Here is a 23,438-nt window from a genome sequence, read left to right as displayed (position 1 = left end):
GGATGAGATCTGATGCAAGTTTTTTCGTGTTTTTTTTACAAAATTTAGCATTTACAGAACAAAATATGTTCTGTCTGGCTGTTTTTTACACTTTGATGAGTAGGGAAAGGAAAATAACCTCTCTAAATATATTTACACGTTTCATTCCCTAATTGGGTTTGCTATTGTGCGCTTCATATTGGATTGTTGGATTTATCTGGGTGGTAGAGCATGAATATAGGGCTAACAAAAATCGTCAATAAACATACAGTAAAAAAATGGTTAGTAACCAGCGTATTTCTTTCTTTATTGGCTGGATGCCAAACCCATCCAACGGATAAAGGCCAACAATATAAAGATGGTCGCTTAGTTCAGGATTTACAGAAAGTAAATCAGGTGAATGTAAATGGGCGACCTATAAATGCGCCAGATTTTAATCAACAGGTTAATGAAATTAAAAATGCATCACCGCGGTTGTTTAAAAATAATAACGACACCTACCATGCTATAGAGAATTGGTTGATGGCGGGAGGAAATCCGGCTCAATTGGCTAATTTCAATTTAACCGCTTTCCAAATGGAAGGCGCCGATAATTATGGAAACGTACAATTCACAGGGTATTACACGCCTGTTATTGAGGCCCGCCGTATGGCTCAAGGGGAGTTTCGTTATCCGTTGTACGGCATGCCACCAAAAGGAAAAACTCGTTTACCTAGTCGAGCAGCTATTTATAACGGTGCCCTGAGTGATAATTTAATTTTAGCTTATAGCAATTCACCGGTTGAAAATTTTATGATGGAAGTTCAAGGAAGTGGCTATGTTGATTTTGGGGATGGTAGCCCACTGAATTTCTTTGGTTATGCAGGTAAAAATGGTCACGCATACAAAAGTATTGGAAAAGTACTGGTGGATCGTGGCGAGGTTCCTCTGAGCCAAATGTCATTACAAGCTATTCATGATTGGACTAATCAGCATAGCGAGCAAGAAGTTCGCCAGCTTTTAGAAGAAAACCCGTCATTTGTATTTTTTAAACCACAATCATTTGTTCCTGTTAGAGGGGCAAGTGCTGTTCCTTTAATCGCTAAAGCATCCGTTGCATCAGATAAAACCCTTATTCCACCGGGTACAGCCTTGCTCGCAGAAATCCCTGTATTAGATAATAACGGGAAATTTACGGGGCAGTATGAAATGCGTATGATGATAGCCTTGGATGTCGGTGGGGCGATTAAAGGGCATCATTTTGATATTTACCACGGTATAGGCCATGAAGCTGGAAAAATGGCCGGTTTTTATAACCATTACGGGCGAGTTTGGGTGCTGAAAAAAAGCCAGCCGCTATTTGGTTCACTGTAGTTACAGGTTTAACTGAGGTTGTTCGTTATTATGCAAGCTAAGCTTTCTGATGCTTGGATGCAGCGTTTTGCTGGGATCGGGCGTTTATATGGGCAACATGCTCTTCATCTTTTTGCACGTTCCCACATTTGTGTCATTGGTATTGGTGGGGTAGGTGTGTGGGCCGCTGAGGCACTTGCTCGTTCAGGTATTGGGCATATCACATTGATTGATATGGATGATATCTGTGTGACTAATACTAATCGGCAATTACATGCCATCAAATCGACCGTTGGGCAGCCAAAAGTTGATGTGATGAAAAATCGTATTTTAGAAATTAACCCCGAATGTGTAGTGAATGTTATTGATGATTTTATTACGGTTGATAATGTCGCTCATTACCTTGATGCGGGGTTTGATTATGTTATTGATGCGATTGATAGTGTAAGGCCTAAAGCTGCGCTGTTAGCGTATTGTAGGCGCTTTAAAATACCCGTTATCACCACAGGCGGTGCTGGTGGGCAAATCGACCCAACAAAAATTCAAGTAGTGGACTTGGCTAAAACAGTTCAAGACCCGTTAGCGGCTAAGTTGCGAGAACGCTTAAAATCCGATTTTAACGTCGTTAAAAATGGAAAAGGAAAGCTTGGGATTGATTGTGTTTTTTCTACCGAACAGCTTGTTTATCCACAAAGCGACGGTACTGTGTGTGCGGCAAAAAGCACTGCGGATGGTTCAAAGCGAATGGACTGCGCTTCAGGCTTTGGTGCGGTTACTATGGTTACGGCTAGTTTTGGGTTTATTGCTGTTTCACATGCACTTAAAAAGATGATAGCAAAATCACAACGGGAAATGGAAAAACAGTAAAGTGAATGAGGCTATTGCGATAGATAGCCTCATCCAATGAATTATGCAGGCGTCATTTCATTAGCAATATTTTGAATTGCAGTAATGAGTGACTGAATACCATTTTGGCGCGATTCACTGAGCTGCCCAGGTAAGCCGGTTTGAGTTAGTAAGTGATTAAAATCAATTTCCATAATCTCTTTCGCTGTTTTTTGCTCAACTGCAGCTAACAAAATGGCAAATAATCCTTTCACTACTCGGCCTTCACTATCCCCATAAAAATGAAATGTTTCATCATCATTCAGTAGTGCGCCAATCCAAACACGGTTTTCACAGCCTTTAACTTCTTGAGTTTGCAGCTTTTCATCATCAGACAATGCTGGCAACTTTCTCGCCAATTGAATTAATAAACGATATTTATCTTCCCATGCTTTATGTGTGGAAAACTGTTCAACTATTTCTTGAATTTTAATCTCTGTACCGAATGGGTGCGGAGCAAGTTCATGGTTAGTCGAAGTCATTAGGCTTCCTTTATTGATTTATTCATTGAGTATAGAAAGTGAAACAGTAACTGCATCGATAAATTTATCGACATCTTGCTGGTTATTGTAAGGCATCATTGAGATGCGCAAGCAGCCACTTATATTTAATGCATCCATTAATGGTTGGGTGCAATGTTGACCATAGCGTAATGCAATATTTTGCTCGGTCAAGAGGGCTCCCAGATCACTATGGTGAACATCTTTGAAGTTAAATGATAGCAAAGGAGAATGAGGTACACTATAGCTAATAAAGCCGGGTAGCGCCGACAGTTTTTTAGCTGCATATTCGATTAATGAGCAAGTATATGTTTCTGCTAGTGTTAAATTTATTTTTTCCAGCCACTCTAGAGTAGCCGAAAAGGCAATTACCCCTGCAATATTCGGTGTTCCTGCTTCGAATCGTTGGGGAATAGGGGCAAGAGTGAAATTATCAAATGTGACGTGAGTCAACATTTTTCCTCCACCATGCCAAGGAGTCATTTGCTCTAAAAGTTCTGTTTTGGCGTAGCAAACCCCAAGCCCAGTCGGCCCATATAACTTATGTGCTGAAAATACATAGAAATCGATATTTAGCTCACTGACATTTATAGGGCTATGAACGACACCTTGTGCTCCATCAACAACGACTAGCGCCCCTACTTGGTGAGCAAGTTGAGTCACCATCTGTATATCTGGCTGATAGCCAGTTACATTAGACATTTGTGTGATAGCGATGACTTTCGTTTTTTCCGATAATTTAGATTTGAGAACATCAAGGTTCAACGTCAGGTTTTTTTCAACCGGCCATTTTATAATTTTGGCGCCAGTTTGCTGTGAAAGCATAATCCAAGGTAATAAATTTGAATGATGTTCTATTTCGCTGACAATAATTTCATCGTTAGGCTGTAATCTTGAGCGAAAATAACCTTGTGTAATTAAATTAATTGATTCTGTTGTCCCGCGAGTCCAAATAATATTTTTTTCACTTGAAGCATGAATATATTTCGCCGCACGAATTCGACCTAGTTCATAGTCACGGGTTAATTTTAATGATTCAGGTGATTGCCCGCGATATACCGAACTGCCTGACAAGCGATAATAGTCATTTGATGCATTGATCATGGCAATGGGCTTTAATGCTGTGGCTGCACTATCAAAAAATAGTGTTGGTGAGTCTATCGCTGGAAAAGCGAGACGAAATGTGGCGGCGCTGAAATGATCCATGAGTGTTTTCTTTTTAGTCAAAATTTCAATGTGATTTGATATTACTGAGTGCTGTATTAATGGATTGTACATTTATTAGTACATTTATGGTTATTTCTGATTAATTTAAACGCATCATTTTTTAATCTAATCATTGAAATATTTTGTTACGTTTGGTATTAATTGTTAGCATTATTCTCTATGTGGTTTCAAGATGATTCAGTGTTTTGCATTACAATACAATGCCTTTAACTTATAAAGTTATTTTTTTCAGCACTTAGTAAATAATTTTCAAGATTTATCTTAAATATCTTACTGATAGTTTTTTCGGTACACTAGTAATTATCTATAGATATCTGTATTTGTTAAGTTAAATTGTTTAAGTAAATACCATTAAAATATTAAAAAAAGAGTAAAAAAAAGCACCGCGCGTTGGCGGTGCACTATATAAAATCACTATGGACAGACAGGGTAAATGTACAGGAAGTGAAAAAACAGTAGCTAAAGCTACAAAGGTCTGGTTCAACCAGACAACTTGCAAACACAACATCACAACCACAAAGCCAAAAGTTTCAAAGTAACTAAACTCTGTAACTTTTCGTTCCGGCTTAGGAAGTGTGCATACTATAGGTATTTACTAGCGTATCCTCAAGGGACAAATTATAATGCTTCGGATGAAAAAAACTAATGCATAACAAGATGCCAAGTAGAAGTGATTATGTCTAAAAGATTACCGCCCCTAAATGCTCTGAGAGTCTTTGATGCTGCAGCTCGTCATTTAAGTTTTACTAAGGCAGCAGAAGAATTATTTGTAACTCAAGCGGCCGTTAGCCACCAAATGAAAAGTTTGGAGGATTTCCTTGGGTTGAAATTGTTTCGCCGACGCAATCGTTCATTGCTATTGACAGAAGAAGGTCAAAGCTATTATCTTGATATTAAAGAGATTTTCTCTTCTTTGAACGAGGCGACACGTAAATTACAAGCTAGAAGTGCAAAAGGGGCATTAACGGTGAGTTTATCCCCAAGTTTTGCGATTCAGTGGCTGGTACCAAGGCTTTCTGGTTTTAATCAAGCCTATCCCGGAATTGATGTGCGGATCCAAGCTGTAGATAGAGAAGAAGATAAATTGGCAGATGACGTTGATGTCGCTATTTTCTACGGTAAAGGTAATTGGCCTGGGCTAAGAACAGACAGGCTTTATGCTGAATATTTAATGCCAGTATGTTCACCATCTTTATTAACAGGGGATCGCCAACTAAAAAATCCTGAGGATTTAGCAAAACATACGTTACTTCACGATTCTTCACGAAGGGACTGGCAAGCATATGTTAAGCAACTAGAGTTACAAAATGTAGTTAATGTACAGCAAGGTCCTATTTTTAGTCATAGCGCTATGGTTATTCAAGCCGCGGTTCATGGCCAAGGAATTGCACTAACGAATAATGTGATGGCTAAAAATGAAATTGATGCAGGGCGCTTAGTTTGTCCCTTTAGTGAGGTATTAGTTAGTAAAAATGCATTCTACTTAGTTTGCCAAGAAAATCAGGCTGATTTAGGCAAAATAGCTGCATTTCGCCAATGGATTCTTGGGCAGGCTGCAAGTGAACAAGAGAAATTAGGCTTTATTACGGGTGACCAAGATGTGGCGCTTATTCAGTAATCAAGTATTTAAATAAAAGGTGTTACTGTGAATAGTCGTTTGATGTTAATTTTCGCTGGAATTAGTGGTTTCTTTACTGTTGCTTTTGGGGCTATTGGTTCACACGCGTTATCGTCAATTATGAGTGTCCACCAAATGGACTGGATTGAAATCGGGCTACGTTATCAAATGTTGCATACTGTTGCATTGATGGTGCTCGGGGCAATTCTATTACGTAAAATTATTCTGTGGTTCTACTGGTCAGGTGTGTTTTTCTCTGTTGGGATACTTCTTTTTAGCGGTAGCCTTTATTGTATGGCACTATTGCAGGTAAAATACTTTTCTTATTTTACGCCAATAGGTGGTGTATGTTTCCTAATTGGTTGGCTGTTAGTGGTTATTGGCGCTATGCGTCTAAGGAAATCGGCGTCACGCAATGAGTAATAAAATTGCACTATATTGCCGTCCAGGCTTTGAAAAAGAATGTGCAGCAGAGATTACAGATAAAGCTGGGCAAAAAGAAATTTATGGTTTTGCCCGCGTAAAAGAAAATAGTGGTTATGTTATTTTTGAGTGCTACCAAGCAGAAGATGCGGATACACTCGCACGAACGTTACCTTTTCGAGAATTAATTTTTGCTCGTCAAATGATTGTAATAGGGGACTTACTTAAGGATTTACCGCCTGAAGACCGTATTACCCCGATTGTAAATGCATTGAGTCAGCAAGTTGTGCGGGCAGGAGATCTCCGTGTTGAAGTTGCTGATACCAACGAATCGAAAGAATTGCTAAAGTTTTGCCGCAAGTTTACGGTACCTTTGCGTAATGCATTACGTAAAGAAAAAATCTTATTACCACTTGAAAATTTTAAGCGACCAGTTATTCATGTATTCTTTATTGCTCCAGGTTGCTGCTATACCGGGTATTCATATACTAATAATAGTTCGAATTTCTATATGGGGATCCCAAGGTTAAAATTCCCATCAGATGCCCCGAGCCGTTCAACCTTAAAACTTGAGGAAGCTTTCCATGTCTTTATTCCTTATGAAGAATGGGAGGAGCGTCTAGCAAGTGGAATGAAAGCTGTAGATCTTGGAGCATGTCCAGGGGGATGGACTTATCAATTGGTGAAACGCAGTATGATGGTCGATGCTGTAGATAATGGTCCTATGGCGGAAAGCCTTATGGATACAGGGCAAGTTAAGCATCACCGTGAAGATGGTTTTAAATTTAAGCCTACTTCCCATAACATCACTTGGTTAGTCTGTGATATGGTCGAAAAACCAGCTAAAGTTGCTGCATTAATGACGGATTGGCTTGCTCAAGGTTGGTGCCGAGAGGCCATTTTTAACTTAAAATTGCCGATGAAAAAGCGCTATGAAGAAGTCTCACATATCTTAGAAAAGTTGAAAATACAGCTTAAAGAACAAGGCGTTAATGTGTTGATTCAAGCGAAGCAGCTTTATCATGACCGAGAAGAAGTGACTGTACATGTGATGAGGGTATGGTCGGCGAATCCGATGGCACGTGAGTATTATTAATTCATAAATTCAGTCAATAAAAAGGCCACTAATGAAGTGGCCTTTTTATTTCTACTAGTTGGTTGTATAACGCAGCTGATTTAAATTTCCTTGGAGCACAATATCGGTTCTTAACGTCGCAATATCTCGGCAAATCAATGCAATCTCCTGCTGATTGATTAGCTTTTTCTGCCATTTCTCTTCAATTTTATCTAAATTGGCAAATATATTTTCAATTGAGTGGTATTGCTGCAAGAGTATTGTCGCACTTTTGGGGCCAATGCCCGCGACACCAGGAACTTTACTACTACTGATCCCAGCAAGTCCCCAATAATCAGGGAGCTGCTCAGGAGAAACGCCAAATTCCTTTTCAATAAAAGGGATATCAAGCCAGCGCTTTTGAAAATAATCGCGAATTCTTAAGTTAGGGGCAAGTAGCTGGCAGTAACCTTTATCTGTGGATACGATGGTGACAGTGTGCCCCGAACCTGCAATACGTGTTGCTAAGGTAGCGGCTAAATCATCGGCTTCATCTCCTTCAGACTGCCAACAGTGAATCCCTTTTTCTTTAAATAAGGCTATTAATACGGGGAGCTCAGTATGCAAATCTTCAGGCATAGGTTGCCGACCTGCTTTGTAATCGGGCAGTTTTTCATGACGCCAGCTTTGATGACGCCCTTCTTCATCGAACACCGCAACAACGTGTGTGGCATTAGTGTGGGCTATCAACTGCGATATTGCAGATAAACAAGTTTCTCCACACGGGCTTCCTTGCACCGCGTGGATACGGCGTATTAAGTTTAATGCATCAATAATTAATAAGTGGATCATAAATACGCCATTATTTACTTATTTCACGATTTCATAGCAAGGTTCATATGCCGTACCACCCGGTAATTTCATACGATGTTGCTCAACGAAGCCTTGTAATAGCACATCCATACGCTTCATTAGCTCACTATCGCCGTGAATTTTGAATGGTCCATGCTTTTCTATGGCTTTCATACCAAATTCTTTCACGTTACCAGCCACAATACCGGAGAAAGCACGGCGTAAATCTGAAGCCAATTTTTCAGGGGCTTGCCCTGGATGGAGGTTCAGTGATGCCATATTTTCATGCGTTGGTTCGAATGGATGCTGTAAATCGTGAGCAATTTTAATGGACCAGTTAAAGCTATAGGCATCGCCGGTGCTACGGCGATTTTCTTTAACTTGTGGCATGCTACGTTTCATTACACGAGCAACTTCTGGTGCATCGTCAATAATAATTTGGTAATGCTTACTGGCTTCATCACCTAAAGTGTGACGAATAAAATCGTCTAACACTTCAAAGTATTCTGCACTTTCTTTTGGACCCGTTAAAATCAATGGTAGAACTTGTTCACTGTTGGCTGGGTCCATCAAGATACCAAGTAAATAAAGCAACTCTTCAGCGGTACCAACACCACCAGGGAAGATAATAATCCCATGACCTAATCGAACGAATGCCTCTAAACGTTTTTCGATATCAGGCATAATGATGAGCTCGTTCACTAATGGGTTTGGTGGCTCAGCAGCGATAATTGAAGGTTCAGTTAAACCGATAAAACGGCTATTTTTGTATTGTTGTTGGGCATGGCCAACAGCGGCACCTTTCATTGGTGCTTCCATCGCTCCCGGGCCACAACCAGTACAGATATTGAGTTCACGCAAGCCAAGCTCGTTACCGACCTTACGGCCATATTGGTATTCAATTTCATTAATTGAGTGGCCCCCCCAGCAAACAATCATACTTGGGTCTTCATCAATATGTAGTGCGCGAGCATTACGTAATATAGAGAAAATCATATTGGTGATATGCGTGCCGTTTTCGAGGTCTAGATTAAATTGTTCTTTGGCATGCGTAATCTGCGCATGAACAAATAAAATGTCACGTAAGACGGCAAACAGGTTTGCTTGTAAGGTGCGGATGATTTTACCATCAACAAAGGCTTTTTCTGGGGGCTCGATAAGTTCAAGCTTAACGCCACGTTCACGACGTAATACATTGATATCAAAATTTTTACTTTTTTCTAATAGCTCTTTGCTGCTATCAGTTAAGCTGCCTGAATGCAAAACGGCTAAAGAGCAATTCCTAAATAATTGGTACAAATCGCTACTGGCCGTGCGTTTTAGCATATCAACTTCAAGTTGAGAGAGTAGATCCATAGATCCTAATGGACTGATATGAGTAATCAAGTAGTACTCCTTTACCCCATGGGTTCTTGATATGTGAATTGTACTGCAAATGTATTAATTACATTTACTTTTCAAGCATATATATTTATTGCCGTGATAAGCGACCTAATTCAGGCGTAAATTCTTCATTACTACGCCATGGGTTTATGTCAAGCCCTCCACGGCGAGTATAGCGTGCGTAAACACTTAATTTTTCAGGTTTACATAATTGCATAATATCAGTGAAAATGCGTTCAACGCATTGTTCGTGAAACTCATTATGATGGCGAAATGAGACCAAGTAACGTAATAAGGCTTCGCGATTAATTTTTGGTCCACGATAGTGGATCTGCACAGAGCCCCAGTCAGGTTGATTGGTAATTAAACAATTTGATTTTAATAAATGGCTCACTAACGTTTCGTCAACAACTTGTTGTTGGGTACAATTCGCCAAATAGTCACGATTAAACTCATAATTATCAATGTCAATTTCTTGCTCATCAATACATGTGCCAAGTAATGGCTGGATAGGTTGATGAGAAAAGTGCTCTAATTTATGGAGTGTAACGCTTACTTGCCCATTAGCACAGCGGCTTAAATCATTTTGCAAAGCGCTTCGCACATTTTCCCAAGTTTCAAAACGCGTTTGGTTAAAACTGTTTAGATAAAGCTTAAAACTTTTAGACTCAATTAAATTTTCGCTATTTGCATCAACACTAATCGAGCCTATCGCTACTTGGGGAACACCACGCTGATTTAGCCATGAAAGCTCGTACATTGTCCAAATGTCAGCACCGTGAAATGGAAGCGACTTAGCGTGAATGGCTAAAGGATCACGATTTAAGCTACGAGGGACAGCTTGTAATAATGTGGCATCATACTGGTCATGATAAGCCGTTTTTTTCCCAAGAGTTAAATTATTAAGTGCGGGATTATTCTGATAGTGTGACATAGGAGTCCTTATACTTCATAAACTAAAAATGAGGCTAACAGGTAAAAATTGGGATATTTTCTTCGTCTGTGAACTTCTGTCATAATACCATTTATCGGCAACATTGACGCCTTTCTCTTTAAATTGACTACAAAAAATAGATAATTATGAATACATCACATTCTGCCGCACTACATAATTTTACTCAAAAATATGTTTCACAATGGCATCAACAAACGGGGTTACCTCCTGCCTCAACAGATTTATATGGCATTCCATCTCCCTGTATTGTCCGTACAGGTGAAAATTGGGTTTACTGGGAGCCTCAAGCATTTCCAATAAAGGATGCAAACTTGGATAAAGTCGCGACAGCATTGGAGATTAATTTACAAAGTGATATCCATACTTTTTATACGACACAGCTTGCTGGCGATATGAAAGCCACATTTCGTGATATTACGCTGAGTTTAGTGCAGGTTTGGAATGAAGATGACTTCATCCGTTTGCAAGAGAATTTAATTGGTCATTTAGTCACTCAAAAGCGTTTAAAACTATCCCCCACGCTGTTCATTGCGACTTTAGAGTCTGAGATTGAAATGATATCAATGTGTAATCTCACGGGGGAAATTATATTAGAAAAATTTGGTAGTCAGGACCGGCGTGTACTTTCTTCGAATTTAACAAGTTTTCTGGATGAACTAGGGGTTGTCGTTGAACCTCAGGGGTAAGTATTTTTAAGTGGGTTTGTGTAAGTAAATGCCTACAATTGAACTAAGTAATTTCTTAAAAAATGATCTTTATATTGTAATGATAATTATTTAACTTTTAATTTCATGGCGTTACTATCTGGTATGCGATTTTTGCGTGTTTTACTGTGTTATTATTTATTTTGCTAGGTTGTTTCATTAATAGATTTAATGCATTCTTATCTCGCTGGACAGGGTAAACTCGTTTAGCTTTTTATACCTTCTTGTGAGGTATAAAAATTGTTTAAAACAAGGCGATGGAACGCGATTAGATGACGAATCTATGAATTTGTTTTAATCAACAGGATGTTGAATGACGGGAAGTCATTTTGCAGGATGCGTAAATTTTAAAGTATGGGCCAGTCAGCTTAGGTTGACTGGCTTTTTTAGTTATGAATCACTCGTAGCTAAGTGGTGTTAAAGTGCTAAAGATAATTTATTAAAATTAATACTCTAAGCTAATTGAATTCTTGGTTAACGAGGTAATAATCTCTTGAGTCATGGCATCGCGTAGTGCTTCCCGGCGGCGAAATTCAGCACGACGCTGGCTTTTCACTGACTCAATATCTCGTACAGGCTCTTGAGTGGGTAATTGGAACCAACCATCAGGTGTTTTCGTTGCACTACATTCTTGCCAAAACGTATCGTAGCTTGATTTCAAATGTTGGCTCTTAATATGGCACTGGTTTGAAATTCCTAATATTGATTTTACCTGAAAGAAGCTTGCTACGGCATAAATGGCTGACATTAATAAGTTTTTTGGTCTCATACCGTGCATCTGTTTAGTAATCAATCTAACTTGGTCGACACTTTGTTCAGTGGAAGGGCCTTGCAAAGAGCATACGTATAGTTGACCTTCAGGGCCAAAGGAAAAGCTCATTAAATAAATATCGTCGCCCGTTTCATTTTTCAAGTGTAAAGTGAGATCGCCTTCCCGAGGGTATTGAGAATAAATCAAAGTTAATTGAGCGAACTCGCCTGATTTTAATTCAATGTTTGCCACGATAAGCCCTTTTCGCTTAGCAGAAAACATCGCTTCAATAGCTTCAGGTTTAAATGTCTTTTCAATTAAGTTAAGAGTGTAGCTGGCGGTTAATAGCTTTTGCTTTCCGCTCCAGCTTTTATGTAGATACTTATTTATAGGGCGTTCGATAAAATGAGGAACGCTTTCAATAACTGAAGAAAATTGCGCACTACGGTAGTTTTGGCACATAACTTGATAATGCTGATATTGTGACGAAGGTAGCTTTGAAATACGTATTTTTCTTTTTAATTCAATATAGTTAGAATTTAAAGCTTTCCAGACTTTATTTTCTTTACGCCACTGTTTTAGTCGTCCCATAGATAAACCATTTTGTTGTTAATTATTCTGTAAGTACTAAATTGATAAAACATTTAATCTTACATGTGCTATCTGCAACAAAATATAAACGAATCTTATTAAATGAGTTGTTCGATTAATAGCTACGATAATAATTATTATCGATATGCAAAATAAATAAACTTGTATTTGTTAAGGCTTAACCCCATGTATCCGACAGAATTATGATAGAAAATACCGTATATTTGCTGCAGCCATCACTAAATGAGTTTAAGTATGAATATTGAACAACGTATTATTGAGAAACTTCGTCACTTAGAAGAGGAAATGAAATTAAAATCCCTTTGGAATGAACAGCCACCTTCACCTGAAGCTTTTAACAGCATAGAGCCTTTTTGTATTGATACGATGGAGGCTATAGAGTGGCTGCAATGGATTTTGATACCTCGTCTTCAAATGTTAATTGAACAAGGGGCAGTACTGCCAACTAATTTTGCCGTCGCGCCTTATTTTGAAGAAGCTTATAAGCATGATGAAGAAGAACAATACACGCTAATTATTAATTATTTGCGTGAATTAGATGGTTTTTTCTCAACGAAGACCAACGGGTAATTTATTGATGTTGGAAATTATTTATCACGACGAATATCTGGTGGCGGTGAATAAGCCTGCGGGTATGTTAGTGCACCGCAGCTGGTTGGACAGTAAAGAAACCGTATTTGTTATGCAAACATTACGTGACCAAATTGGCCAGTATGTTTATCCCATTCATCGCCTCGATAGGCCTACCTCAGGTATATTACTTTTTGCATTATCGAGCGAGGTTGCAAGGCTGTTATCGGCTCAATTTGAAAACCATCAGTTAGAAAAAGTGTATCACGCTGTTGTTCGTGGTTATTTAACCGAAGAGCAAACCATCGATTATCCGCTATTAGAAGAATTAGATAAAATTGCAGATAAACATGCGTCACGTGAACCTGTTCTACAGGAATGCGTTACCCACTGTAAACCGATAGCAACAGTTGAGTGCGCGATTGCGATTGGGCGATATGAAACATCAAGATTTAGTTTAGTTGAGTTAAAACCTGAAACTGGTCGTAAACATCAATTGAGAAGGCATATGTCTCACCTTCGTCACCCTATTATTGGTGATAGCAAGCATGGAGACTTACGGCAGAATAGAGGAGTGAATACACATTTTTCAGTGTCTCGCTTGATGTTACATGCCAGCTTATTAAATTTAAATCACCCAATAACAAAAGAAAATATATCGTTAGTTGCCACGTGGGATACACAATGGTTGTCATTAATTGAGCAATTTGGATGGTCAGATAAAGTTGCAAAATTAGGGATAAACGTCATTAACTCATCAAGTTAACTATGAAATAGAGGGAATGTTATGTCAAAAATAGGCATTTTTGTTGGAACTGTCTATGGGAACTCTTTAGCTGTTGCGGAAACGGCACAAGAAATTTTAGAGCAGCAAGGGCATGAAGTGGTTGTTTTTGATGAGCCCACCTTGAATGATTGGCAACTTTATAATTCAGGCAATGAAATTGCACTTATTGTTACTTCGTCGACAGGGCAAGGGGATTTGCCTGATACAATCGCCCCGTTATATAGCGAAATCAAAGATGTTGTCGGTTATCAACCGGATTTGCGTTATGGCCTAATTGCTTTAGGCGATAGCAGTTATGAAAGTTTTTGTGGCGCTGGTATTCGTTTTGATGAGTTGTTAGCTGAGCAATCAGCAACCCGTATTGGTGATATTTTATTTATTGATGCGATTGAAGTCGATGTTCCCGAGGAGTTTGCTAAGCCTTGGGTTGAAGCATGGGCTGAGTTACTTTAAATGTCTGCGCCGTAGTATTACCAGTATTAATGATAAATATCGGCAGTACTACGGCGCAGTAAATCAATCGTTTCGCCTGTAAATTATTTACGGGTCAATTTTTCTAGATCCGCTTCAATTTCCGCGATCTTGTTTGAAACCACATGTTCAAGATGACGCAAATCATCAAGAATTTTGTGTTTTAAATCAATATCAGTTTGATCTGTTTGGCAAATTTGGTCTAGTTCTTCGATGGCATAACGCAGGTTAGTGTTAATTTCATTAATTTCTTTGAAATTATTATTACCATCCGCAATGGTTTTACGCTGGCGTGGATATTTGAATTTTACGCTTTTAGCGAAAAACTCCCCTTTATCTTTGCGAAAATAAATTTTTAAAATGTCATTATTCGCTTCTTGGCGTAAGGTGTAGCGGTCGATGTCTTGAGGGTTACTGATGCCTAAACTTTTCAAATTATCGTACATGTTAGCTCGCTTTACTGTAGAGACAGAGTCGGTGAACAAAGTGATAGTGTGAGCAGGCCGTAACAATATCGGTCTATTTCTCGTTAAGAAGTTATCTATTCTACCCATCTGGGTGATAGATTGAATGATGTTATTACGCAAACAGCATCATTATAATGAAAAATAAAATAATACAGTTTTATTAGAGGTAAACGGCAAAAGCTACGGACATATTATGCGCGATTTCTAGAAATTGACAAACTTCTCTTTGCAATTAATGCGCTAATATTAAAAGGTAACGCTGATATGGCCACCCGAGTTGCATACGAGTGTATGCGATTCGGGATAGCTTCGATTTTTAACCTAATTACAATGGCTCATGACAAAAACTTATTATAAAAACCAGTAACAGGTTTGGTATGAGATTCTAGGTGATTAATTACTCATCAATCGTTCTTAATAATTCATTAATACCGACTTTGCCGCGAGTTTTCTCATCGACTTTTTTAACAATGACTGCGCAATATAGGCTATAGCGACCATCTTTTGATGGTAAATTTCCCGATACAACCACGGAACCAGCAGGGACTCGGCCGTAATGAATTTCACCTGTTTCACGGTCATAGATTTTGGTGCTTTGTCCCAGATAAACCCCCATTGAAATAACGGAGCCTTCTTCAACAATCACCCCTTCGACCACTTCGGAACGAGCACCAATAAAGCAGTTGTCTTCAATAATCGTTGGGTTGGCTTGTAGTGGCTCTAAGACACCGCCAATACCCACGCCACCAGATAAATGCACGTTTTTACCAATCTGCGCACATGAGCCCACGGTTGCCCATGTATCCACCATGGTGCCTTCATCAACGTAGGCACCAATATTGACATAAGATGGCATTAATACGCTATTTTTAGCGATATAAGCGCCTTTACGTACAGCCGCTGGAGGAACAACTCGGAAGCCTTCTTTCTCGAAGCGAGCTTGGTCATAATCTGCAAATTTCATCGGCACTTTATCGAAATAACGGCTTTCTGCACCGTCAATCACTTGGTTATCTTGAATGCGAAAGGATAACAAAACCGCTTTTTTCAGCCATTGATGGGTAACCCAAACACCGGCAATTTTTTCAGCTACACGCAATTTGCCGCTATCGAGTAATGCAATGGTATCTAGCACGGCTTGTTTTACCGAACTTGATACAGTATTTGGTGTGATACTGGCTCGCTCTTCGAACGCTTGTTCAATGATCGCTTGTAAATGCTGCATTGATTGTATTTTCCTCTTGAATGACATAAAAGTGAACGTTCACCATGAAAATGTGATGGACGCTATATTTTATCCTTCGATTTTAGGGTTTCTGTCAACCTTTCTGATAACTCTTGTTGCATATTTTTAGTCAACGCTTTGTGATCTTTATCTGCTAACACAAAGAAATCTTCCACTTTTTCGCCAATTGTGGTGATGCGCGCGCCATACAGAGAAATTTCCATTTGAGCAAAAATATGACCGATGCGAGCTAATAAACCAGGTTGGTCCAAAGCGAACAACTCCATATAAGTGCGACGTTCGTTAGTGGAATGTAGAAAATTAACTTTTGTTGGCACGGTAAAGTGACGTAACTTTGACGGTAAAGTACGTGGCTTAGGCAGTGAAATTTCGGGTTGCTGAACGGCTAATAACAACATTTTTCGAATATGATCGTATCTGTCTTTGGATAGGGGGCTACCGTTAGGCTCAAGTACGACGAAGGTATCCATGGCCATATTGTCTTTGTTAGTAAAAATTTGAGCACTGTGAATGCTTAAATTTCGTCGATCTAATTCGCTGGCGACAGCGGCAAATAAATGGGGTTTATCATGGCACCAAATGAAAATTTCTGTTCCGCCATGTTTAGGTTGCGTGCTGATTAACACTAAAGGCTGGCTCAAATCATGGGCTAGTAGGTGCTTAGCATGCCATGCTAATTGGGATGGAGTGTGACGTAAAAAATAATCTGCATGGCAACGAGACCATAACCCTTGTAGTTTTTCTTCATCAATGGATGATTGGCGCAGTAATGATAAAGCCTGATAACGATGGTGACGAATGCGTTCACGTAAGTCAGGGGTGCTTTGCATGCCTTGATTTAACTGGTGTTCTGTTGATAAAAATAGTTCACGAATTAAACTTTGTTTCCAACTATTCCACAGCGTGCTATTTGTCGCACAAATGTCAGCGACAGTTAGACACATCAGGTAGTTAAGCCGTGAAACGGTTTTTACTTCCCCTGCAAATTGTTTAATGACATCAGGATCTTGGATGTCGCGTCGTTGAGCGGTTACTGACATCAATAAGTGATTTTTCACCAACCATGACGCCAATTCAGCTTCTTTGGTAGAAAAATCATGTAGTAAGGCAAAATCATAAACAAACTCAGAGCCGAGATCGGAGTGATCTCCTGAGCGGCCTTTAGCAATATCGTGGAAAATCGCTGCTAATCGTAAAAGCTCAGGTTGCAATAATTTGGGATAAACACTAACGCAAAGAGGGTGATCTCGTCGGTTTTCTTCTAAGGTAAAGCTATCAATTTTTTGCAGCACACGAATAGTATGTTCATCAACGGTATATGCATGGAATAGGTCGAATTGCATTTGCCCGACAATATTGCTCCATAGCGGTGTGTAAGCGCTTAATACACTATGAAGGTGCATGGGAACAAAGGCACCTTTGATTGCTCTGGGGTGGCGTAGAATTTTGATAAACAGTTTTCGGGCTTCAGGAATTTCACATAATGGCACTGAAAGGTTACGGCGTGCATAACGAAGCTGACGTAATGTGGTGGAATAGATCCCTGTAATATTTGGATAGCGAGCCATTTGATAAAACATTTTTAAAATAGCAGCTGGTTGCTTAATAAATAATTCTTCATCAATAACATCAATCAATGACCCGCGTAATTGGAATAGCGAATCAATAGGGCGTGGTTTTTCGTTAGGGTTAAGCGTTAAAATGGCCTCATCAAATAATTGTAATAGCATTTGATTGAGTTCTCTCACCCGGCGAGTGACACGATAGAAATCTTTCATCATTCGTTCAACGGGTTGGTTTTTTTCGCCCTCATAACCCAGTAACCGAGCTACACTAAACTGGCGGTCAAATAGTAGACGATTATCATGACGTTTCACCACTAAATGGAGCGCAAAGCGAATTTTCCATAAAAACATTAAGCACTCTTTGAGTTCTTGGCGCTCTTCTTCGGTGAGAAAGCCAAAGCCCACCATTTCATCGACGGTGGTTGCGCCAAAATGGCGCCTGCCGACCCACAGTAATGTATGGATATCTCGCAATCCCCCTGGGCTACTTTTAATATCAGGTTCTAAATTATAGCTGGTGCTATGGTAGCGTTGATGACGTTCTTGTTGTTCTTCAATTTTTGCAGCAAAAAAGACCGCGGAAGGCCAAAAATCATCGCTAAAAATGGTTTTTTGTAATTGTAAAAACAGGGTGACATCACCACAAATTAGCCGTGATTCAATGAGATTAGTTGCAGTGGTTAGGTCTGCATTTCCGGCTTCAATGCATTCAGCCAGCGAACGAACACTGTGGCCGATATCAAACCGTAGATCCCACAATAGAGTAATAAATTGCCCAATTTCGCTAGCAATGTGCTCTGGAAGAGGGGTTTTGCTTAACACTAAAATATCAATGTCAGAAAGTGGGTGCAATTCATGGCGTCCATAACCCCCAACAGCGATTAGTGACATATCTGGTTGCTTATCAAATTGAAAGGATTGCCATAATCGCGTTAGTAAGGCATCAAGATAGTCACTACGTAAGTGAATGAGATCGACAACATCTTTACCTTGCTTGAAAGCCTCTTCGAGCCACTGATCAAAATTATCGACATGTTGCCTTAATGAATTCAGCTCAAGGTCATGAGTACTAAATTGATTAGGGGGTAGGTAGGAAGCTGAATTTACAGTCATCTTTATCTTTCCGTATTGATAGCAATAGGGGGTAGCTACCAGCTTACGGTTTTTTGATAAAAATGAACAGAGGAAGAGCCTTCGGTTAGGAAGGCTCTACAGAGAAGATTATTCGTTAACTAATACCGCAGAGATAAATGGTTCTTCTTCTTTACGCAGTGTGAGGATTTCACAGCCGTTATCCGTCACAACTAACGTATGTTCATATTGGGCAGACCAGCCGCGGTCTTTGGTTTTTACTGTCCAACCATCTTTCATGGTACGAATACGGTGATCGCCTGTATTGACCATAGGCTCAATGGTAAAAGTCATCCCTTTTTGCAGGACTACGCCACTGTCGTCAGCGTCGTAGTGTAGAACTTGTGGTTCTTCATGAAAACCTTGGCCAATGCCGTGGCCGCAATATTCACGCACAACAGAGAAATCTTGTTTTTCGACAAATTCTTGAATGGCTTTACCCAAAGTTCGTAAGCGAATACCCGGTTTAACCATACGAATTGCCAAATACAAGCTGTCTAGTGTGACTTGGCAAAGGCGCTCACCTTGAATCGTCGGTTTACCAACGATAAACATTTTGGAGGTATCGCCATGGAAGCCATCTTTAATGACGGTAACATCAATATTGACAATATCGCCATCTTTCAAAATTTTATCATCACTAGGAATGCCGTGGCAGATGACATCATTGACGGATATACAAACTGATTTAGGAAAACCGTGATAATTCAGGCACGCAGGGATAGCTTGCTGTACGTCAACAATATGTTGATGACATAGGCGATCTAATTCACCTGTACTAACTCCCGGCACAACGTGCGGAGCAATCATTTCTAATACTTCTGCGGCTAAGCGGCCAGCAACGCGCATTTTCTGAATATCTTCTTCAGTTTTGATAATAATAGCCATGAGTGTAGTCCATTCATGCCAACATTGATTAAAGGCATGTTAAAAAAGAGGGGTAAAAATAGGGAGCCCATTTTACATCGATGAGACATATGGTAACAGCCACCGCATTTTCTGCCAACTAGCTATCGAACGGATTCGAAAGTCGAAGTTACTTTATAGTAGATAAGGAAAGGAGCAGAGCTTGTTCATTTTGAGCTTTTAACAGCACAAAATGCAAAGTAATAATGAAGGTCATCTAGAAGGCATTGCAAAAATAAGGCTTTTTTATCTTGCCAAATAGTGTCTATAATTGAGCTGAGCAATGGTTAAATATTGCTCAACTCAATAGCTTTAAATCAAATCCACTTTTAGGCACTTTTGTGAGCGAAAAAAACAACAAAAGTTGGCTTCTAAGTTGGTTTTATGGTATAAAGCGCGCCGGCAATCCATATTATTTCTTATCACCATCATCGAAATGTCATTTTATGGCGTCAAGATGAAGCCGCTGATAAAATATTGGATGTGCGAAACTTAAAACTCAATTGTGTAATAACACACACAAATCGACACGTGCACCGGGGTGCTCTTATGCGTTTTTTAACGCAGCTTTGGAGTCGGTAGCATGGGATTTGTGGAGGCATAACCCCAATTACTTAAATACAGAGGTATTAAATGGCAACTGTTTCCATGCGCGATATGTTACAAGCAGGCGTACACTTTGGTCACCAGACTCGTTACTGGAACCCAAAAATGAAACCTTTCATTTTCGGTGCGCGTAACAAAGTTCATATCATCAACCTGGAAAAAACTGTTCCAATGTTCAACGAAGCTCTGGCTGAGTTGACTAAAATTGCTTCTCGTAAAGGCAAAATTCTGTTTGTCGGTACTAAACGTGCTGCAAGCGAAGCCGTTCAAGAAGCTGCTAACAGCTGTGATCAGTATTTCGTTAACCACCGTTGGTTAGGCGGAATGTTGACTAACTGGAAAACCGTTCGTCAGTCAATCAAACGTCTGAAAGATTTAGAAATTCAATCACAAGACGGTACTTTTGACAAACTGACTAAGAAAGAAGCGCTGATGCGTACTCGTGAACTTGGTAAGTTAGAAAACAGCTTAGGCGGTATCAAAGATATGGGCGGTTTACCTGACGCTCTGTTCGTTATCGATGCAGACCACGAACACATTGCTATCAAAGAAGCAAACAACCTGGGTATCCCAGTATTTGCTATCGTTGATACTAACTCTGATCCAGACGGTATCGACTTCGTTATCCCTGGTAACGATGATGCAATCCGTGCAATCAAACTGTATCTGGGCGCTGTAGCAAGCACCGTTCGTGAAGGTCGTTCACAAGATCTGGCTGTTCAAGCAGAAGAAAGCTTAGTAGAAGCTGAATAATAAGGCTCAAACCCTTATTTAGGTATTGCTATACAGGTACTGCTATATGTTAGAAGGGGCCTGATTTAGGCCCCTTTTATATATGAATCAGAACTATCCACGTGGGGAAGACTCCCACGGGGAATATCGAGGAATAAATCACATGTCTGGAATTACCGCTGCATTGGTAAAAGAACTGCGCGAACGTACTGGCGCAGGTATGATGGAATGTAAAAAAGCACTTGTTGAAGCTAATGGCGACATCGAATTAGCGATTGATAACATGCGTAAATCAGGTCAAGCAAAAGCGGCTAAAAAAGCAGGTCGCGTTGCAGCTGAAGGTGTTATCCTGACGGAAGTTTTCAACGGTGGTAAAACAGGTGCTCTGGTTGAGCTGAACTGTGAAACTGACTTCGTTGCTAAAGATGCAGGTTTCTTAGCATTCGGTAAAGAAGTTTTAGCTTCTGTTGTCGCTGACAAAAATGCTGACATCGATGCACTGAAAGCAAAATTCGAAGAAGCTCGTACAACATTAGTTGCGAAAATTGGTGAGAACATCAATATTCGTCGCGTTGCTATTCTGGAAGGCGCACAAGTAGGTAGCTACCTGCACGGTGCTCGTATTGGTGTTTTAGTTGCGGCTGAAGGCGCTGACGAAGAGTTACTGAAACACATCGCTATGCATATCGCTGCAAGCAAACCTGAATATGTAACTCCAGATGATGTTCCTGCTGATGTTGTTGCTCACGAGCATCAAATTCAGTTAGACATCGCAATGCAATCTGGTAAACCACGCGAAATCGCTGAAAAAATGGTTATCGGTCGCATGAACAAATTCACAGGCGAAATCTCTCTGACTGGCCAGCCTTTCGTAATGGACCCAAGCAAATCTGTTGGTGACTTACTGAAAGAGAAAGGTGCTACTGTTTCTGGTTTCCTTCGTTTCGAAGTAGGTGAAGGTATCGAGAAAGTTGAAACTGACTTTGCAGCAGAAGTTGCTGCAATGAGCAAGTAATCAACTAAGGGCCGCCAATTGGCGGCTCTGTTTTATATACGTATATTCCCCGGATGTTAGCGTCATCGGCATACGCTAGAATTTGTGTGTATAAAAAAATTATATTTAAATTAATTAAAAATTTTAGGTACGTAGAACCGTGTGATTCTACGTGTGTTACCCCAATAAATATCTGTTAGGACAGAACACCATGGCAACCAATGCAAAACCCGTTTATCAGCGTATTCTGCTTAAATTAAGTGGCGAAGCCTTACAAGGCGCAGAAGGTTTTGGTATCGATGCTAGCGTTTTAGATCGTATGGCTCAGGAAATTAAAGAACTCATAGAACTGGGTATACAGGTCGGTGTGGTTATTGGCGGTGGTAACCTGTTTCGTGGTGCTGGTTTGGCACAAGCTGGCATGAACCGTGTTGTCGGAGACCACATGGGAATGCTAGCAACGGTGATGAACGGACTCGCGATGCGTGATGCATTACATCGCGCCTATGTGAATGCAAGACTGATGTCTGCGATCCCACTTAACGGTGTCTGTGATAACTATAGCTGGGCAGAGGCCATTAGCTTGTTACGTCACGGCCGCGTTGTTATTTTTTCGGCAGGAACAGGAAACCCATTCTTTACAACAGACTCCGCTGCGTGCCTACGTGGTATTGAAATTGAAGCGGATGTTGTGTTAAAAGCAACAAAAGTTGATGGTGTTTATTCAGCAGACCCTGCTAAAGACCCTGACGCAGTTCTTTATGAAAATCTGAGCTACCAAGAAGTGTTGGAACGTGAACTTAAAGTGATGGACTTAGCAGCATTCACATTAGCACGTGACCATAACTTACCGATTCGTGTATTCAATATGAATAAACCGGGCGCTTTACGACGCGTTGTTATGGGCGAAAATGAAGGAACTCTGATTTCTCACAATTAATACTCAGAGACATGACCTGAGTTTAAATGTATTATCTAATATAAATTCAGACAATTTAAGCGAGGTCGCATGCGGCCTTTAATAACCAGTTCTTAAGGGTTGAAAACGTGATTAACGAAATCCAAAAAGATGCTCAAGACCGTATGGAAAAGAGCCTTGAAGCATTCAAAAACCAAATTAGTAAAGTTCGCACAGGCCGTGCATCTCCAAGCCTATTAGATGGCATTACTGTTGAGTACTACGGTTCAGCGACACCTTTGCGCCAATTAGCTAACGTCACTGTTGAAGATTCACGGACATTAGCTATTTCGGTTTTTGACCGTAGCATGTCACCAGCGATTGAAAAAGCAATCATGGCATCAGATTTGGGCCTGAACCCGTCATCAGCGGGTACTGTTATCCGTGTTCCACTTCCTCCATTAACGGAAGAACGTCGTAAAGACTTAATTAAAGTGGTCCGTGGTGAGGCAGAGCAAGGTCGTATCGCAGTTCGTAACGTTCGCCGTGACGCTAACGACAAAGTCAAAGCGTTACTGAAAGATAAAGAAATCAGTGAAGATGACGAACGTCGTTCACAAGATGATATCCAAAAACTGACTGATAGCTACATCAAGAAAGTTGATGAAGCATTAGCGCAAAAAGAAGCAGAGTTGATGGAATTTTAATCCATCATAATAATAAAGCCACCAATGCAGACGGTAAAAGTGTGCGTTAGCGTGGCTTTATTATTTTTCAAGTTTATTAAAAA

The 23,438-nt window shown here is 40.1% G+C and carries 23 protein-coding genes; 13 read left to right on the top strand and 10 right to left on the bottom strand.

Annotated elements, in window-relative coordinates; translation table 11 throughout:
* Positions 1-210: 210 nt before the first annotated feature.
* Positions 211-1,332 (top strand): murein transglycosylase A, encoded by a 1,122-nt coding sequence (gene mltA / locus FVA69_RS16245; RefSeq protein ID WP_004908700.1) that lies wholly within the window; start codon positions 211-213, stop codon positions 1,330-1,332.
* A 30-nt stretch (positions 1,333-1,362) separates the two neighbouring features.
* Entirely contained in the window at positions 1,363-2,178 is an 816-nt protein-coding gene (gene tcdA / locus FVA69_RS16240) for a tRNA cyclic N6-threonylcarbamoyladenosine(37) synthase TcdA (RefSeq protein ID WP_004908703.1), read from the top strand.
* 41 nt (positions 2,179-2,219) lie between these two features.
* Here the strand turns inward: tcdA and csdE are convergent, their stop codons facing one another.
* Positions 2,220-2,678 (bottom strand): cysteine desulfurase sulfur acceptor subunit CsdE, encoded by a 459-nt coding sequence (gene csdE, locus FVA69_RS16235; RefSeq protein ID WP_004908705.1) that lies wholly within the window; start codon positions 2,676-2,678, stop codon positions 2,220-2,222.
* Between the two features lie 18 nt (positions 2,679-2,696).
* Positions 2,697-3,902 carry a cysteine desulfurase CsdA gene (csdA, locus tag FVA69_RS16230; RefSeq protein ID WP_164529103.1) on the bottom strand — a complete coding sequence of 402 codons (1,206 nt, stop codon included), beginning with the start codon at positions 3,900-3,902 and terminating at the stop codon, positions 2,697-2,699.
* A gap of 697 nt (positions 3,903-4,599) precedes the next feature.
* On the opposite strand from csdA, the gene FVA69_RS16225 reads away from it, so the two are divergent.
* The 3 genes from FVA69_RS16225 to rlmM are packed head-to-tail and all read left to right on the top strand — an operon-like array spanning position 4,600 to position 7,060.
* The gene (locus FVA69_RS16225) at positions 4,600-5,541 is read left to right on the top strand and encodes a transcriptional regulator GcvA (RefSeq protein ID WP_004908711.1); all 942 of its coding nucleotides are present in this window, start codon (positions 4,600-4,602) and stop codon (positions 5,539-5,541) included.
* A 27-nt stretch (positions 5,542-5,568) separates the two neighbouring features.
* Positions 5,569-5,964: a DUF423 domain-containing protein gene (locus tag FVA69_RS16220; protein WP_004908716.1), complete on the top strand. Its 396-nt coding sequence runs from the start codon at positions 5,569-5,571 to the stop codon at positions 5,962-5,964.
* Positions 5,957-7,060 (top strand): 23S rRNA (cytidine(2498)-2'-O)-methyltransferase RlmM, encoded by a 1,104-nt coding sequence (rlmM, locus tag FVA69_RS16215; protein WP_109911794.1) that lies wholly within the window; start codon positions 5,957-5,959, stop codon positions 7,058-7,060. Before FVA69_RS16220 ends, rlmM begins: the two co-directional genes overlap by 8 nt.
* 54 nt (positions 7,061-7,114) lie before the next feature.
* Here rlmM and xni read toward each other — a convergent pair whose 3' ends face one another.
* From xni to queF, 3 genes are all read right to left on the bottom strand, one after another.
* Positions 7,115-7,870, bottom strand: a complete 756-nt coding sequence (xni, locus tag FVA69_RS16210; protein ID WP_109911795.1) for a flap endonuclease Xni — start codon at positions 7,868-7,870, stop codon at positions 7,115-7,117.
* An 18-nt stretch (positions 7,871-7,888) separates the two neighbouring features.
* Entirely contained in the window at positions 7,889-9,256 is a 1,368-nt protein-coding gene (ppnN, locus tag FVA69_RS16205) for a nucleotide 5'-monophosphate nucleosidase PpnN (protein ID WP_123382299.1), read from the bottom strand.
* Between the two features lie 85 nt (positions 9,257-9,341).
* Entirely contained in the window at positions 9,342-10,187 is an 846-nt protein-coding gene (gene queF, locus FVA69_RS16200; RefSeq protein WP_123382300.1) for an NADPH-dependent 7-cyano-7-deazaguanine reductase QueF, read from the bottom strand.
* Between the two features lie 146 nt (positions 10,188-10,333).
* On the opposite strand from queF, the gene syd reads away from it, so the two are divergent.
* The gene (gene syd, locus FVA69_RS16195) at positions 10,334-10,894 is read left to right on the top strand and encodes a SecY-interacting protein (RefSeq protein ID WP_004908733.1); all 561 of its coding nucleotides are present in this window, start codon (positions 10,334-10,336) and stop codon (positions 10,892-10,894) included.
* Positions 10,895-11,357: 463 nt separating this feature from the next.
* Here the strand turns inward: syd and FVA69_RS16190 are convergent, their stop codons facing one another.
* The gene (locus FVA69_RS16190) at positions 11,358-12,254 is read right to left on the bottom strand and encodes a DUF535 family protein (RefSeq protein ID WP_117162519.1); all 897 of its coding nucleotides are present in this window, start codon (positions 12,252-12,254) and stop codon (positions 11,358-11,360) included.
* A 255-nt stretch (positions 12,255-12,509) separates the two neighbouring features.
* Here FVA69_RS16190 and FVA69_RS16185 point away from each other — a divergent pair, with 255 nt between their 5' ends.
* Genes FVA69_RS16185 through FVA69_RS16175 form a run of 3 tightly spaced genes read left to right on the top strand, consistent with a single transcriptional unit; the run spans position 12,510 to position 14,085 of the window.
* On the top strand, positions 12,510-12,845 hold the full coding sequence (locus FVA69_RS16185; RefSeq protein ID WP_109911797.1) for a YqcC family protein: 336 nt from the start codon (positions 12,510-12,512) through the stop codon (positions 12,843-12,845).
* A gap of 7 nt (positions 12,846-12,852) precedes the next feature.
* A complete protein-coding gene (gene truC / locus FVA69_RS16180) occupies positions 12,853-13,611 on the top strand; it encodes a tRNA pseudouridine(65) synthase TruC (protein ID WP_004908740.1) in 759 nt (252 codons plus the stop codon).
* Between the two features lie 21 nt (positions 13,612-13,632).
* Positions 13,633-14,085 carry a flavodoxin gene (locus FVA69_RS16175; RefSeq protein ID WP_004908745.1) on the top strand — a complete coding sequence of 151 codons (453 nt, stop codon included), beginning with the start codon at positions 13,633-13,635 and terminating at the stop codon, positions 14,083-14,085.
* Between the two features lie 83 nt (positions 14,086-14,168).
* On the opposite strand, the gene FVA69_RS16170 is transcribed toward FVA69_RS16175, so the two are convergent.
* From FVA69_RS16170 to map, 4 genes are all read right to left on the bottom strand, one after another.
* Entirely contained in the window at positions 14,169-14,549 is a 381-nt protein-coding gene (locus FVA69_RS16170; RefSeq protein ID WP_004908747.1) for a DUF3461 family protein, read from the bottom strand.
* 418 nt (positions 14,550-14,967) lie between these two features.
* Complete coding sequence (gene dapD / locus FVA69_RS16165) at positions 14,968-15,795, bottom strand: 2,3,4,5-tetrahydropyridine-2,6-dicarboxylate N-succinyltransferase (RefSeq protein ID WP_004908750.1); 828 nt, start codon at positions 15,793-15,795, stop codon at positions 14,968-14,970.
* A 62-nt stretch (positions 15,796-15,857) separates the two neighbouring features.
* Positions 15,858-18,494: a bifunctional uridylyltransferase/uridylyl-removing protein GlnD gene (gene glnD, locus FVA69_RS16160; protein ID WP_109911799.1), complete on the bottom strand. Its 2,637-nt coding sequence runs from the start codon at positions 18,492-18,494 to the stop codon at positions 15,858-15,860.
* Between the two features lie 108 nt (positions 18,495-18,602).
* Positions 18,603-19,400: a type I methionyl aminopeptidase gene (map, locus tag FVA69_RS16155; RefSeq protein ID WP_036957992.1), complete on the bottom strand. Its 798-nt coding sequence runs from the start codon at positions 19,398-19,400 to the stop codon at positions 18,603-18,605.
* A gap of 651 nt (positions 19,401-20,051) precedes the next feature.
* On the opposite strand from map, the gene rpsB reads away from it, so the two are divergent.
* The 4 genes from rpsB to frr all read left to right on the top strand — a co-directional run bounded on the left by rpsB (position 20,052) and on the right by frr (position 23,355).
* On the top strand, positions 20,052-20,777 hold the full coding sequence (rpsB, locus tag FVA69_RS16150; RefSeq protein WP_004908759.1) for a 30S ribosomal protein S2: 726 nt from the start codon (positions 20,052-20,054) through the stop codon (positions 20,775-20,777).
* Between the two features lie 142 nt (positions 20,778-20,919).
* Positions 20,920-21,771: a translation elongation factor Ts gene (tsf, locus tag FVA69_RS16145; RefSeq protein ID WP_004908761.1), complete on the top strand. Its 852-nt coding sequence runs from the start codon at positions 20,920-20,922 to the stop codon at positions 21,769-21,771.
* A gap of 190 nt (positions 21,772-21,961) precedes the next feature.
* Positions 21,962-22,690 carry a UMP kinase gene (gene pyrH, locus FVA69_RS16140; RefSeq protein ID WP_004257499.1) on the top strand — a complete coding sequence of 243 codons (729 nt, stop codon included), beginning with the start codon at positions 21,962-21,964 and terminating at the stop codon, positions 22,688-22,690.
* A gap of 107 nt (positions 22,691-22,797) precedes the next feature.
* Entirely contained in the window at positions 22,798-23,355 is a 558-nt protein-coding gene (frr, locus tag FVA69_RS16135) for a ribosome recycling factor (protein WP_109911800.1), read from the top strand.
* Positions 23,356-23,438 lie beyond the last annotated feature (83 nt).

The sequence above is a fragment of the Providencia sp. PROV004 genome (assembly GCF_011045615.1).
Classification (GTDB): domain Bacteria; phylum Pseudomonadota; class Gammaproteobacteria; order Enterobacterales; family Enterobacteriaceae; genus Providencia; species Providencia rettgeri.
The sequence above is the reverse complement of the archived record's forward strand: the minus strand, read 5'-3'. Positions and strand labels throughout refer to the sequence as shown.